Source organism: Hahella sp. HN01, assembly GCF_018986435.1.
GTDB lineage: Bacteria > Pseudomonadota > Gammaproteobacteria > Pseudomonadales > Oleiphilaceae > Hahella.
In genome coordinates this window covers 92,086-105,680 of the sequence record NZ_JAHMIN010000005.1, presented here as the reverse complement: position 1 = coordinate 105,680, position 13,595 = coordinate 92,086, and the positions used below count along the sequence as shown (strand labels likewise).

Below are 13,595 nucleotides of genomic sequence, written 5' to 3'. Positions count from 1 at the left end.
AGGAAGGCATCACACGCAGACGTCAGGTTCTCCAACTGGTTCGCATTCCCGACGATATAACCAGATGGCGGCGCCCAATACGCCGGTCAGCACCAGCATGGAGCCCAGCACGACCCCATCCCAGCCCAAGGCGCTCCAGAATGGATGCAGATAAAAACCGCCGCTGCTGGCCCCAAGGTAATAAAACACCAGATACAGAGAAGATGCGCTGGCTTTGGCCCCGCGGGCGCTGCGATTGACCAGACTGCTGGCGGAGGAATGCGCCAGGAAAAAACCGAAGCTGTTAATCAGCAGTCCCGCAATAATCGTCGGCAGCGTTTGCGCCAATGTCAGCAGAGTTCCGCTCATCAGAATGGCCACGCCCAGAGCGATGCACAGAGGCTGCGGGACTTTTAACGCGATCTTGCCGGAGAGAGACGATCCCACCGTGCCGGCCAGATAGGTCAGAAACAGCAGCCCCAGATACTGAGCGGACAGGTTAAACGGGGCGTCTTCCAGCACGAAGATGATATAGCTGTACTGGTTGATGAAGATGAAGAAATTCAGGCCGCCGATCAGGTAGCAGGTAAGCAATATCGGGTTACGCAGGTGGCCACCCAAGTCCGCCAGCATCTGCCGCGGCCGCAGCGGTTTACGAGTGAAGCCGCGGGAATTGGGCAGCATCAGAGCGAACACGATCAGACACAGAACGCTGACGATGGTCATCGCCACAAAGGCGGATCGCCAGGAAAACGCTTCGCCCACAAAACCGCCTATCAGGCGTCCGCCGATACCGCCCAGACTATTGCCGCCAATATACAGCCCCACGGCGAACAGCAGCGCCTTGGGCGAGAACTCGTCCCCCATGTAAGCGATGGCCACCGCTGGAAGTCCGCCGAGGAAAAAGCCCTGCGCGGCGCGTAGCGCGACCAGGGCGGAATAGGATTCAACCTGCGTCAGCAACAAGGTGCACGCTGTAGCGCCGACCAGTGAAATGAGCATGATGGGCTTGCGGCCAACAGCGTCGGAAAGCGGCCCGTATATGAGCAGCGACAAACCCAGCATCAGAGTGGTGATGGTGAAGCTGCCGTTGGCTTCCAACACGGTCAGGTCGAAAGCGTCGGCGATCATCGGCAGCAGTGGCTGGGTGATGTAGACATTGGCGAACGTCATGAAGGAGCCGATACACAGCGCCAGTGTCGCCAACCAGAATTGTCTGCCGCCTGATTCGATCATGCTACTGCCCCTCAACCGCCTTTCCTGAAATGAAGCTGGATGCAGGATCACTATAGAGCTACAGTTATCATCAATAAAATATATGCTGCTTATACAGTTAATAACGATTACTTATGGACATTAAAAGCCTGCGCTACTTTTACGAGGTCGCCCGCCTCGGCAGTTTCACCCGCGCCGCCGAATCCCTCGGAGTCGCGCAACCGGCGGTCAGTATGGCGTTGCGCAAGCTGGAGACGGAGCTGACGTTAACGCTGCTGCACCGTAACGATCGCCGCATTTCTCTCACGGACGAGGGCGCGATTCTGTATCGCCATGCGGAAAAGATACTGAGAGCCGCTGACGACGCGGCGCTGGAGATGAGCGAGTTGAAAGGCCTGACCCGCGGCGAGGTGCGCGTAGGAGTGCCCAGCATGTTGGGGTCTTTTTACTTCCCGCCCATTCTGATGGCTTTTCGCCATCGTTATCCCACCCTGAACCTGTCGGTCATCGAAGGCGGCACCTGGCGTTTGCAGCAAATGCTGGAGCAAGGAGAACTGGACCTGGGCGTCATCGTGGCGGAATTCGTGCCGGAGGAGTTGGAAGCCCGTCCTTTTCTAAGAGAGCAAATGCTGGTGACCGTGTCCCAGGAACACCCGTTCGCGAAACAGGAAAGCGTTACGCCGGAGCAGTTTTTCCAGGAGGAACTGGTGATGTTCAAGGAAGGCTACTTTCACCGCAAAGTGGTCGACAGACTCGCCAAAGCCGCCGGCGTCACCCCCAACATCGGTTTCGAAACCAACCTGCTGCCACTGATCAAATCCATCATCAAACAAGGCTTCGGCATCTCCACCCTGCTGGGAATGGTAGTGGAGGAAAACGAAAGCCTCGTCACCATCCCCTTCGATACCCCCATCTGGCTCGACCTCAGCATCGCCTGGCGCCGCAACGGCTACCTCTCCCGAGCAAACCAGGCCTTTGTGGAGTTTTTATTGGAGCATAGTGGGCGTTGAGTAAAGATGGTCTATGCAGTCATTAACTTCCCAAAAGAGAAGCAAATCAATAATAAAGCCCCGCACACCTTCTGATTGGGTGTGGGGTCGGTGCTGTTGTTACTCTTTACGTAGTTCAACCATTGACATGATACGTTTAGCATCTTCGTACATACGCTGATATCTCAGTTCTTTGTTGCCAATCTCTGAAGAAACCCGAAAGTTGAGTGTTAAGTAATAGTTATCGCTCAGTGGATAAGCCCAATAATAACTTTGTCCCCGCCCGACGCCTTCACCTCTAATGCAATAGTGAAGCCATTCAAGTCCATTAATAGCCTCTCTGTAGTATATTTCTGGCAAGTGCGTCACTAACTCTAACCTCCCAAGGGGTATATATCCCTTAGCTCTAACTTCGTCAGGATTTTCAAAATTATAACGCTGCTGCCAATTAGCCCCAGGCTCTCCATCCTTATTTTCTTCTGTTTCGTAATATTCCCAGTAGTCCTTTTTAAGATACGACTCCAAACTATCAAGTTTCTCTTTAAAAAGTGGCGTGTGAGATTCTGCTTGATTGACGTCAAGATGCAAACTCATCTTACTAATCAGCCCCGAATCGCCCTGTAAGAAAATTCCTCTATAAGCCCACCACTCGAAATCCATTCGCACAAAGGTACGGTTAAAAAGCTTCTTTGGGCTATATGACTCAAATAGATCAGCTTGCAAGTTAACTCTTGATGGAGTCTGAGCATCGGCAGTTCCAATTTTTATGATGTTGCCGGGAAGCTTATATCGCAATCTGTAGTCACCAATGCCACACTCCTTAGTAGTTAGCTTTGAAAAGTTCGGCCCTTTTCCTGTTAATAGGGGCCTCACCAGCTGTTTGATCATAGCAGGTCAAACTCCTTCATGGTTAGCTCCGCTAGCCTTTCCGCTTTCTTATGATAGCCGTTCATCTGCAAGTGGCGGATAGCTGTCTCTCTCCCAAGGTAGGGTAGCGTATGTGGGCTGACTTCAACAGGACGTTTATCACCAGTTACAAGCTTCATACTGCGGATGCCTCGGATAAATGAACCGGGTGATAAATCGTTAAAGCCTAAAAGGTGAGGCACGAAATCATCTGGATGATCCCGTCTGATTTCGTCGATGATCATCCCTGCTTTTGTAAAGGCATTTTCTGCTCGCGTCTTATAGTTTCCGCCAGCATGAATGGATACTCGTTGCCCTTCTAACTTTATTCCGCGCATATTCACCAGCTCCACTGCTCGGGTCATGATAATCCCACCCTGACTATGAGCAGTCCATTTACGATTCACGCCATTTTGCTGACTCTCTATCAGCATAATTGCCAATAGTTCAGCCAGCTTAGAAGTTGAAACCCGATCTTGTATACACTCGAAGATATCGAGCTTACCGCGAGTGGGGTTGTATACCAGAGTGTATGCCTTTGCGTTGTCGCCCCAATATGCCGTGTCCATATGAACGCCCATTAACCAAGATGCCTTTTCAAGGTCATTTGACATTCCGTTAATAGCAACATGCTCAGTTTTAATAGTACTAATTGGCTCTGGAGTCCCCCATGCATTTTCCAACTCTTCAATATCTGCCTTGGTAGAACCTTCATGCCAGCGAACACCAGACTTACGTTTAACTTCAAACAAACCCATTTGCTGCTTGTTTACAGGAGTTGCTAGGCTTGTAGGCTCTAGTTCCAACTTCATTCGGTTAATTACGATCATTTCAGGGTTCACGTTATACATAAAGCTAATTCCACCTGAGCACTTCTTTTCGCGCATGAACATAGGGTCTTTCCTAAAACCCTTACTAAAACGTCCATAACCTCCCTCGCTGGCTAGCTTTAGCACCTCATTATAAACCTTTGTTTTTTCGTAAAGGTTCAAACCACGCATGAAGGTGTCAGCCTCCTTGGTGATCATCAATTTCTTACCTGTGATCTTTTTCTTTAAATTCCATGACGGCAATGGGTTTTCAAGATCAAGTAATTGGTGCTGCGCGGGGAGGTTGCTTTCTTGCATGGAGCTTTCCTGAACTGATTATAAAAACAGCAATGCTAGCAATATTCACACCCTTGCCTATTAGCCTCATGGCCAAGACCAATAGGCTGATAACGTAATCCCTAGGTTAAGTCAGTGAATATCCACCGAAATACCCCAACCAACCTCCACACCCCAATCCGTAAAATTTCGTTACCGCCCGCACGCGCCGGGGTGCGGTGGACTATACTGAGAGTGAAGGCGTAGGCCCGCCGGGGAGTAGTAATACGGCGCAGATCTATGACAGTCCTTGTCGTCGTCACAATCAGCAACAGCACTTGCGTTCGGTTCAAAGATGGGCGTGTTTTCGCATATTCATCTCCCTGATTCCGAATCCGACTTGATAGCCCACAATAGGACACAATAGAACATAACTTACTGATTTATAATAGCCAAACTACTCCTTAAACATCCTTACAGCTCGTTGCTGTGGACACAATGCGGACACTTAAAGCGTAGCAAGAGGGTTTTTGGATACTGCATCAGCCAAGTGGGCCGGAGCCAGTTTTGCGTAGCGAATTGTCATATCCAATGACGCGTGCCCCAAAATATATTTTAACTTCAGGATATTCCCATCATTGATCATATAGTGGGAAGCAAAAGTGTGTCGTAGGATGTGTGTTAGCTGACCGTGTGGGAGGGTTAATCCAGCTCTCTTTACTGCTCGCTCAAATGCTTCTTCTGATCCCGCTCCTCTAAACAAGCGCCCTCTTTCTGCACGTCCTGACAGTATCTCAACCGCCAATTCTTCCGAAATTGGAACTGCTCTTGATTTACTGTTTTTAGTGCCAACAAAGTGAACTTTGTTATGTCTGATTTGCTCCGCATTCAGTTTCTCAGCTTCCCCCCAACGGGCCCCTGTTGCCAAACAAATTTTCGACATGGCCAATACATTGGGATTTCTTGATTTCTTCAGGGCTTCTAGTAACGCCCTTATTTGGTCCTTTTCCAGATAGGTTAAATCACGTTCGTCTATCCGAAGTTTTGAGACACCTTTAAGGGGGTTCTCAAGCTTCCAGTTACCAAACTTGATCAGTTTGTTAAAAACGGCCGATAAGTACATGTGATCATGGTTTACCGTGTTTGCTGAAACCAGCCTATTGCTGTTTTTAACTTTCTGCGTAAGTCGCCATCGCCTGTATTCTAAAAAGTCCTCGGCTGTAAACTCTTTGGCTATAGGGTTATTTAACTTCTCGCACAAAACTTTCAATGCGTGCAGCCGGTTATCTCCATCTTTAAGTGTATGGCCATGCAGGTCATGCCAAGTTTTAACAAGATCAGATAATCTTCGCTTGTCCTTGGTTGGCACCTTCCATTCACCAGAATAGGCTTTTGACTTTTGCTCGGCTTCCCACTGCTTCGCCTGCTGGAGCTTAGGAAATGTTTTTCTTACTCTTTTCCCTCCACGCCCTTCAGGCCTTATATCAACCTGCCATCCCGTTGCAACTTTCTTAAAAGCCATTACTTAATTTTTTCCTCCAACATATACCCTTCAGGAACCTGCCCTGCTTCTATTTTCGCTGCGATCAATCTACAGAGCTTTGCCTCACTGTTTTGCAAAGCGCTTAACGAGATATCACTTTCGCAAGCAACCCAATGCAGCATTTCTGGAATCAGCAATCCAACTTGAGCGAACTCATCCTCAGCCATTCTTGCTTTTTGCTGCTCAATATTTTTGAGCCGGAAATAGTCAATACCAAGCAGTTCGGCAAATTCACGCTGAGTTAATCCAATCAATTCTCTTAGTCCCTGGAGCCGATCACCCGCCTTCATTTTCATAGCTTTGCCTTCTCAAAATTTGATCATAAGTTGGCCTTCCAGTGATCTCGTTAATAGGCCACGTTAGAGCACATTATTACACCTTGCTGCATACATAGTGAATGTTACGTAAGAATTTTTACGCCTTTAGGAGTAACTATGAGCACCCGCAACCCATAAAGAGCATTATTTACTCTTCCTGGATCTAATAATACTTGACTGCCGAGACGCAAGGAGTAAATAATACTCCGGAACACGTAAGACCAAGTTACAACATGATTAAATGGAGAGTTGTACTAATGAGCGAGGCTGTTGTGGTTTTAACGCCAGTGATGACTCAGGAGAATTTTGCAAAGCATTCTGGATTGAGGGTTGACCAGGTAAGAGGACAAGTTGACAGAGGGAATATACCAACCATGCATATTGGTAGGCTTCACCTCATTAACATCGCCCAGCTGACACTGGAATGCGTAAAAGCAAGCGAAAGCCAAGGGTAATTGGGGCTAAGGACGACTAATGCAAATTTTCGATAACAGAAACGAAATAGCGGAGGCGCTGGCCAGCGATGGCCAGTTCGCTTTCAAGCGTGTAGGGGAATACCTACAGCAGGGCAAATGCCCAAACTGCGGAAAGAAAGAGCTTTTCGTTAGCATGAAAGAGCCCTGGCGCGTCAGCTGTAACCGTTTAAAACATTGCGGCTATAGCGAGACAACCCGGGAGATATACCCGGAACTTTTCAATAACTACTCTGAACGCTTCCCCACTACGGAGCAAAACCCGAACGCCACGGCGGACGCCTACCTGGCGCACAATCGCCGTTTCCCTTTGAGTGAAATGGTGGGGTGGTATGAGCAAGGCAGCTATAAGCAGCCCAAGTCTCAGGAGTGGTGCAACACCGTCCGTTTCTATCTGAACAGCGACCGGACCCTTTATTGGGAACGGCTGATCGACAAACAGAAGGACGACGGCCAGCGCATCAACTTCAGCGGTAAACGCCATAACGTCAATGGGCGATGGGTTTTGGTTGATCCGGTTAAGGGCAAATGGTGGATGCCGCCGACCCAGGTGCTTAAACAAGGTGATCGCGTTTATATCGTGGAGGGGATCTTTCACGCCCTCGCGCTGCACTTCTGCGAGCATAAGGCGGTGGCGATCCTGGCCGCCGGCTACTACCCAAGCGAGGCGATAAAACCCTATCTAGGGAAAAGAATCACTTGGGTGCTGGCGTTGGATGACGACGCAGCGGGACGCAAGAGCATGAAATCCCACTACACCAAGCTCCAGATGGCGGGTGAAAAAGTCGAGATATCTCTAACCGGAACCAGCAAGGACTGGGACGACCTTTACCGCCTGGATAGTATCAACGATACGTTCCTGCAGGAAGCGCAATACCGGGGGAAAATGTTCACAGCGCAAAGCGTGATGTGGAAGGCGTACGCGTACTATTTGTGGAAGCGTCATTCTTACTTCGTTATCGACTTTGAGAACCGGCTGTATTCCGTTTCGGTGGACTTACATAAGCTGTCCGAAGCACTGGACGGTGCAGCATTGACGCTAGGTAAAGGCTATGACTCGTTTAGCCAGCACTGCACAGCCTTCCCTATCAGTAACTTTGTGCCGGAACTGCTTTATGCGGAGCGCGACGAGATCCTGGACGAAAAGTTTTATGTGTTCCGGGTGCAGTACAGCAGCAATAACGCGGATGCGTTAATCCCATTTGATGGGAGCAACATCGACACGCCATCGAGCTTTCATAAGGCGATGATCACCAAGGGCTATGGCGCGTTTTCCGGTAGCTCCAAAGACATGGCCATGCTGCATGAGTTGTGGTTAAACCGTAAGGTCAAAGAGATTCAATCCATTCCTTATGTGGGCTACCACGCCGACAGCCAGGCTTACGTCTACCAGACCTTTGCTTTTAGTAAAGGCAAAGAACTGGAACTCAACGCGGAGGGGTATTTTGAACTGGACCGGGGCGGCATCAAAACCAGCTTTAAGGGCTTTCGGGTGCAGCCTGGAGAGTTTAACCCGGAGTGGATCGACAACTTTTTAACGACCTTTTCCTGGCAAGGATTAACGGCGCTTGCCTTCTGGCTGGGCTCGTTGTTCGTTCAGCAGATCCGGGCGAAGCACAAGAGCTTTCCCTTTCTTGAACTGACGGGCGATCCTGGCGCCGGTAAATCCACGTTGATTGAGTTTCTTTGGAAGCTCATGGGCCGCGACGACTACGAAGGATTCGACGCCATGAAGGCGACGGCCGCCGGACGCCGACGCGCATTCACGCAAAGCTCTAACATGCCCCTGGTGTTGATTGAATCCGACCGGGGCGACGATATGGACGTGAAAAAGAAGCAGTTTGATTTCGACGAGTTTAAACCCTTCTTTAACGGGCGCGCGGTCGGGACGCTGGGCGTCGCCAAGCGCGGCAACGACACGGAAGAACCGCTCTTTTTAGGCTCGCTGGTGTTTGCGCAAAATGCCGAGGTGGATGGATCGGAAGCCCTGCTACAACGGATTGTCCATTGTCACTGTACGACCGAACACCACTCGCCAGGCACGCGAAAACTGGCGCAGTGGTTCGAACGGCAAAGCGTCGATCAGATGGCGGGCTTTCTGCGTAAAGCGTTGGAGAATGAAACGCAGATCTTAAACACGTTCTTCAACGAGTTTAATCGCTATGAGGAAGCCTTCACCAACCGCGGGGAAATTAAAACCAGCCTGCTGCGTTTGGTGAAAAACCACGCCCAGATAATGGCGGCTGCAAAAGCGTTGCGGCATATCTTCCCAACCCTTAATGAAAGCGCTTTCAGTGCTTTGAGCGATTATCTGTATGGACGGGCTCTCAGTCGCCAGGAGCGCCTGGCGGATGACCACCCGGCGGTGGCGGAGTTCTGGGAGTCTTTCGAGTATCTGAACGCGCAGCCGGACCCTAACGCGTTTGCGTCCAGCGCCCTGGTGGAAGTTCTAAACCACGCCGTAGGGACAGGAAACATCGCCGTTAACCTGAACCATTTTGACGAGGTGTGTCGCACTCACGGCCAGAAGTCACTGGACCTCAAGGCCTTAAAGAAACTGCTGCCCAACAGCCAGCGCTACAAGTTCATTGAAACCGGGAAGGTTTATTCCAAGAGTCTCAATAAAACGATTCATTGCTGGATATTTAAGCGCTAAGCAAACGTGTAAATAMGTGCGCCTATGTGCGCGTTAAGCAGAGGAAGCCCGTTTTTTCAGGGGGGTGTCGGGATTTGGTAATTTTGGTAAGACGGGTTTAAAAAGTGATGTTTTTCTATTTTAAATCAATGTCTTACAAACTTAATAAAAAGGTAATATTTAGGTAATTTTGAGGTAAGTTTCTTACCTTTTGAAACCCTAAAAAATTACTTCCCCATTACCTTTTTAAAAATGGAAAAAGCGTTATAAATCAAGGGTCTTACTTTTTGTCTTACCTTGATATTACCTTTTTCTTACTTTTTGGGAGTGACTAAAAAATCATTTAAAAACATAAAGGTAGGTGCTGTTTTCGGGGTCGTCTTACCTAAATTACCAAATCCCGACACCCCCCACCCAATTATCGGGGGGAGATTCAGGCCCGGGGCTGACCCGGAATCAATGTAAAGGAGTTAACACCATGATGAATAAAGGGGCGATTGCGCCCACTTTAGAGGCCCCCTTATGCCCAATGGAAACCTGGGCGGCGGGGATCTGCAACGGTCTGGCGATTGCGCCGGGCATGTCGAAAACCCTTAATTCGCGGCAGGCGCTGCGCTGTTGGGTGCATGAGGCGAAAACAAAAGGCCGGCTCGCCGTGCTCGAAACGCTGGGCAAGCGTCACTACAGAGCGCCGTTCGAATTCCCCCAGGCGACCCCGGCTTTTTTCTTCTACTGGAGCCAAGCCGTCGAACTGCTAGGGGAACACGCCTTTGCTATCCAAGCCATGAAGGAAGGCTACAAGGGCGTTAGGCGTCTGGAGCAGATTGGTTTGAGATCCCCGGCGGCGCTAAATGCGGCATTGCTCAACGCCAAGCGCCGCGACCAGATTTTACTGGCGACCATGGCCAGCCTGTTAAAGCCCGTCTGGGGAACGCTACTTGTCGCCAGCCATGGCGTGTGTAGTCAAAGCGACTTGGCCGGGGGCGTGATGGATAGCTATTACGAGTCAGTTTTAGAGGGGTTGCTGATATGAGCAATATTAAAGGAGCACTGGTAGCCGAACTTGGCCGGGACGCTACCAGCCGCACAAGCATTTATCAGGAAGACAAACCACACCAAGCCAACAAGTTGGCTCTGCTAGGCGCCCATGCGTTAGCCCGAGTGTGATTCTACGTGGCGAAACGTGCAGAGGAAAGCGCCGGCAATGGAACGCAAACACCCGAAACACAACGGCCACTTCATCGCCTGGCTAAAGCATCTAGTGAAAGGCGGCGAGTACCACCGCAGGTTCAGAGACAGGAACAAACGAGCAAAGCAGACGACAAGAGAAAATGATGACGTTACGCCAGTTAATAATGGCGATATGAATTAATCAAATGGAAGCACAAGCAGAGGGCTGCAATCGCTCGCCCTCTGCTCATTAGGACAAAGTAAAAGTGAATAACGAATTATTGGAGCTTTTTAAAGGGTGGCTATACAGCCCCCAAGTAGTGGTGCTGGATACGGAAACCACAGGCCTGGACGACCAGGCGGAAGTGATAGAAATCAGCGTCATGGATATGCGCGGGAAAGTGCTGTTTGACCAGCTGGTGCGCCCGCTTAATCCGGTGCCGAACGAAGCCGCCGACATCCACGGGATAACCTCCGAAAGCCTGGCGGACAAGCCTAACTTTCCAGACGTGTATCACTCACTTAAGCGAGTGATCGGCGGTAAAACGGTGGTGGCCTACAATGCCGACTTTGACTGTCGGCTATTAATGCAGACCTGCGCCGCCTACGGGTTACCGGTGATAGAGGCAGACTGGCAATGCGCTATGAATGCTTACACACGGTATCGGAAAGAACCCGACGCAAAACGAGGCGGCTATAGAAGACAGAGCTTAGCCAAGGCCGCCGCACAAATGGGCATAGAAGTAAATGGCGCCCACCGGGCTGTGGCGGATTGCTTCACTACTGTAGAAGTGATCAAGGTCATGTTCACCAGGCTTTTAGTTTTGGATTTTATGCCCTGCCCAATTAATTAGACATCCTTCGCCAGCCTGCTCACCAGACTGGCCTCTTCCCGTCGTTCCGCCCAGTAGTATTGACCCCAATAATTTATGCCATTAGGCTGATTCAGCGTTTGCCTGGATTTGGCTACTATACAGTCGATTTTTACCTTTTAGTGCCCCCCTAAATAAGGAGATTTATCCCGCATGAATGCGCCTGCGACAGAATTTACCCGAACGACCTTGAGTCAACCTGGCTTGACTAATCATGGCTTTAAACGCTCATTTGGAAATGCAGCATCTGGCTATATATTGATGTTTGATGGTGTAGGGAACGAATCAGGCCGAAAAATATATATACCTGGCGGTGATCTAGGGAAGCGCTTCGCACACTTAGTAGCAGCCGGTGGCAACGAAGAACTCATATTATCCCGTCTATCCCGGCTAAGGTCATGCGCAGGGGGATTTCAGTCTTACTCTAATAAACGAAATGCATTTGAACATGTTGACCTAGTGGAAAACCTACGCATTAGTTATGTAATTCGCCAAGATAGCGTAGACGGCCTTTCTCCGGGTGTATATATAACGGATATTGAACTGGTAGAACATGCCGAAGGCCATAAGCCAGGCTTTTATCACGTCAAATATATAGTTGATAGTTGGAAGGTAAGCTCATCTCCTGAAAACAATTTGTCCAGTAAGCATGTTGCAATAAATGGAGGTTTTACAGAAAACCTCAAAGTAGCTGCGACTCAGACAATGCCAGCTATTATCAAGGATGCCTATGACGATCAAGCTTATTTGGAGCAAGAAGGCTATACACTAGCTTATAATCCACCACCTTTGTATCGGGACTGTACAGAGTGGTCAACCCCAGAGCAAAAACAAACTTCTGCGTCATTCACTGCAACAATGCTCGCAAGAGGCATTTATAGAACGCAACGAATTGGACGAGAGATTAATTGGACAGTCATAGGTAACGGCGCTGAATTGATGTATAGCGCTCTTAAGCAACTACCGCCCAACCTGCAGCTGGACAAGCACACTGTGTTTTTAGGCGCACCAGGAATGATCGCCAACCCTCTATTGCTTGAAATGCAGAGGCGCGGTATGACTTTGGCGAAAGACGTAACAAAGACACAAACGGATGACTGGACTTGTGTAAGGTCTAAAATGCTCGAGCAGTTTAAAACTGCGGAGATTTTAGCAAAGTGGGGAGGAGCCCCTTCAGAAGTTGCAGAAAAGGTTCGCGTGCAGGCGCGAATTGATAGTGCTTGGGGCTTTGGTTTTACTGCTTCTGCGTTTGGTACGGGCTTCAAGATAGGATCAATCGCAATGGGGGCGCCAATAATCTCTACATTTGGAGGTGGCGCTGCTGCTGCAGTTTCAGCGGTTGGGTTGTTGTTTGGTGCGTCAAAAATCAGAAACATAGTAGCCAATAGCTCTCGGAGCCCTGTGCTCAACCCTCATCTAAATCCAACAAAAAGTAACGTTGATTTTAATACGCAAGTTATTAATCAGTCTGGAGGGTTCAAACAGTCATTCATGGCTTTGGTTCGTGACGTGAGGTCGCGCTGGTAATGCGATTGATCAAGTCATTTAAAGCATCTTTAATGAATCCACTGGGGCCTGACTTCAAGTCAGCCCCATGGCGTCATTTTAATTTGTCAGGGAGCATGCTTAGGTTTAAGTGTCCCCCACATGAAATATCTTCTGCTTTGAAGGTGGCTCCTGAACATATTGACATATATAGGGATGAGCTATTTAAAGTCTGGAGCAGCAAAAAAGGAATGTCCCTTGAGCTATTGACAACGGGATGGAAATTTTGGGACAAGCCTTTCGGAAAAGGTGCAATTGGCCTGACCGTTACAAGCATTAAACTACGTCGACGACACCCGCACTTTCAGAAAATTGACAGCTTTTTCATTCAAAGCGCTATGTCGCAGTGGCTGCTACAGTATTGCGAGGATATGTGGGGAAACCTCAATAGAGATACTAGAGCACGCAGAAATAAAAAGGTCAGGCCGGTAGACCAAGAGCGTGACTTCTGGCGTTATCCTAAAACAGAGAATGAGATTGATATTGTAAATATCAACGGTTGTAACTGGTATGTGATTCTATCAAAACTCCCTGAAAAAGCAGTCGAAGTAGAATGGCACACGCCCATTTCAGATGACCATGATCTTGCAATTATATTTGAGCCAAGTGCGATTAATTGCGAGTACTACAAACAAGACAACAATATCCCCAAAGCAGTAGACGAAGCCATAAGTGAATTTATGTCTAATGTTTTTGTTGAACTTTCCCAGGAATATCAGAAGCGACTTGATGATATGGCCCCCCTGAAGAGCAAAGATTAATGCTTTATCGCCACGAGTGTGTAACACATTAGATATGCTTTCATATTTAGTTTGGCACGCTTAATACGCATTCCATATAACCTAAACAAATACTTGTTTCTTGAT

13 protein-coding genes are annotated in these 13,595 nt (G+C 49.0%); 8 read left to right on the top strand and 5 right to left on the bottom strand.

Features of this window, described 5'->3' with window-relative positions; all coding sequences use genetic code 11:
* Window positions 1-9 precede the first annotated feature (9 nt).
* Window positions 10-1,215, bottom strand: coding sequence for an MFS transporter (locus KP814_RS06590; protein ID WP_216736010.1), 1,206 nt, complete (start codon window positions 1,213-1,215; stop codon window positions 10-12).
* Window positions 1,216-1,328: 113 nt separating this feature from the next.
* Here KP814_RS06590 and KP814_RS06585 point away from each other — a divergent pair, with 113 nt between their 5' ends.
* Window positions 1,329-2,204: a LysR family transcriptional regulator gene (locus tag KP814_RS06585; protein WP_127974138.1), complete on the top strand. Its 876-nt coding sequence runs from the start codon at window positions 1,329-1,331 to the stop codon at window positions 2,202-2,204.
* A gap of 99 nt (window positions 2,205-2,303) precedes the next feature.
* On the opposite strand, the gene KP814_RS06580 is transcribed toward KP814_RS06585, so the two are convergent.
* The 4 genes from KP814_RS06580 to KP814_RS06565 all read right to left on the bottom strand — a co-directional run bounded on the left by KP814_RS06580 (window position 2,304) and on the right by KP814_RS06565 (window position 6,013).
* Complete coding sequence (locus KP814_RS06580) at window positions 2,304-3,071, bottom strand: hypothetical protein (RefSeq protein WP_216736009.1); 768 nt, start codon at window positions 3,069-3,071, stop codon at window positions 2,304-2,306.
* Window positions 3,068-4,216: a hypothetical protein gene (locus tag KP814_RS06575; protein WP_216736008.1), complete on the bottom strand. Its 1,149-nt coding sequence runs from the start codon at window positions 4,214-4,216 to the stop codon at window positions 3,068-3,070. The genes KP814_RS06580 and KP814_RS06575 overlap by 4 nt, the downstream gene beginning before the upstream one ends.
* A gap of 466 nt (window positions 4,217-4,682) precedes the next feature.
* Window positions 4,683-5,696 carry a tyrosine-type recombinase/integrase gene (locus KP814_RS06570; protein ID WP_216736007.1) on the bottom strand — a complete coding sequence of 338 codons (1,014 nt, stop codon included), beginning with the start codon at window positions 5,694-5,696 and terminating at the stop codon, window positions 4,683-4,685.
* Window positions 5,696-6,013 carry a helix-turn-helix domain-containing protein gene (locus KP814_RS06565; RefSeq protein ID WP_011400427.1) on the bottom strand — a complete coding sequence of 106 codons (318 nt, stop codon included), beginning with the start codon at window positions 6,011-6,013 and terminating at the stop codon, window positions 5,696-5,698. The genes KP814_RS06570 and KP814_RS06565 overlap by 1 nt, the downstream gene beginning before the upstream one ends.
* A 495-nt stretch (window positions 6,014-6,508) precedes the next feature.
* Here KP814_RS06565 and KP814_RS06560 point away from each other — a divergent pair, with 495 nt between their 5' ends.
* The 7 genes from KP814_RS06560 to KP814_RS06530 all read left to right on the top strand — a co-directional run bounded on the left by KP814_RS06560 (window position 6,509) and on the right by KP814_RS06530 (window position 13,490).
* Complete coding sequence (locus KP814_RS06560; RefSeq protein WP_216736006.1) at window positions 6,509-9,163, top strand: toprim domain-containing protein; 2,655 nt, start codon at window positions 6,509-6,511, stop codon at window positions 9,161-9,163.
* Window positions 9,164-9,620: 457 nt separating this feature from the next.
* A complete protein-coding gene (locus tag KP814_RS06555; protein ID WP_216736005.1) occupies window positions 9,621-10,175 on the top strand; it encodes a hypothetical protein in 555 nt (184 codons plus the stop codon).
* A complete protein-coding gene (locus KP814_RS06550; RefSeq protein WP_216736004.1) occupies window positions 10,172-10,309 on the top strand; it encodes a hypothetical protein in 138 nt (45 codons plus the stop codon). The genes KP814_RS06555 and KP814_RS06550 overlap by 4 nt, the downstream gene beginning before the upstream one ends.
* Window positions 10,310-10,346: 37 nt before the next feature.
* Entirely contained in the window at window positions 10,347-10,514 is a 168-nt protein-coding gene (locus KP814_RS06545) for a hypothetical protein (RefSeq protein ID WP_253938212.1), read from the top strand.
* Between the two features lie 64 nt (window positions 10,515-10,578).
* Window positions 10,579-11,166 carry a 3'-5' exonuclease gene (locus tag KP814_RS06540; RefSeq protein WP_216736002.1) on the top strand — a complete coding sequence of 196 codons (588 nt, stop codon included), beginning with the start codon at window positions 10,579-10,581 and terminating at the stop codon, window positions 11,164-11,166.
* 171 nt (window positions 11,167-11,337) lie between these two features.
* Window positions 11,338-12,711 (top strand): hypothetical protein, encoded by a 1,374-nt coding sequence (locus KP814_RS06535; RefSeq protein ID WP_216736001.1) that lies wholly within the window; start codon window positions 11,338-11,340, stop codon window positions 12,709-12,711.
* A complete protein-coding gene (locus KP814_RS06530; RefSeq protein WP_253938211.1) occupies window positions 12,711-13,490 on the top strand; it encodes a hypothetical protein in 780 nt (259 codons plus the stop codon). The genes KP814_RS06535 and KP814_RS06530 overlap by 1 nt, the downstream gene beginning before the upstream one ends.
* Window positions 13,491-13,595 lie beyond the last annotated feature (105 nt).

Coding starts and splice junctions, on each gene's coding strand:
- KP814_RS06545 (WP_253938212.1), top strand. CDS start 10,347: ATGGAACGCAAACACCCGAAACACAACGGCCACTTCATCGCCTGGCTA.
- KP814_RS06585 (WP_127974138.1), top strand. CDS start 1,329: ATGGACATTAAAAGCCTGCGCTACTTTTACGAGGTCGCCCGCCTCGGC.
- KP814_RS06570 (WP_216736007.1), bottom strand. CDS start 5,696: ATGGCTTTTAAGAAAGTTGCAACGGGATGGCAGGTTGATATAAGGCCT.
- KP814_RS06565 (WP_011400427.1), bottom strand. CDS start 6,013: ATGAAAATGAAGGCGGGTGATCGGCTCCAGGGACTAAGAGAATTGATT.
- KP814_RS06590 (WP_216736010.1), bottom strand. CDS start 1,215: ATGATCGAATCAGGCGGCAGACAATTCTGGTTGGCGACACTGGCGCTG.
- KP814_RS06555 (WP_216736005.1), top strand. CDS start 9,621: ATGATGAATAAAGGGGCGATTGCGCCCACTTTAGAGGCCCCCTTATGC.
- KP814_RS06530 (WP_253938211.1), top strand. CDS start 12,711: ATGCGATTGATCAAGTCATTTAAAGCATCTTTAATGAATCCACTGGGG.
- KP814_RS06575 (WP_216736008.1), bottom strand. CDS start 4,216: ATGCAAGAAAGCAACCTCCCCGCGCAGCACCAATTACTTGATCTTGAA.
- KP814_RS06535 (WP_216736001.1), top strand. CDS start 11,338: ATGAATGCGCCTGCGACAGAATTTACCCGAACGACCTTGAGTCAACCT.
- KP814_RS06580 (WP_216736009.1), bottom strand. CDS start 3,071: ATGATCAAACAGCTGGTGAGGCCCCTATTAACAGGAAAAGGGCCGAAC.
- KP814_RS06560 (WP_216736006.1), top strand. CDS start 6,509: ATGCAAATTTTCGATAACAGAAACGAAATAGCGGAGGCGCTGGCCAGC.
- KP814_RS06550 (WP_216736004.1), top strand. CDS start 10,172: ATGAGCAATATTAAAGGAGCACTGGTAGCCGAACTTGGCCGGGACGCT.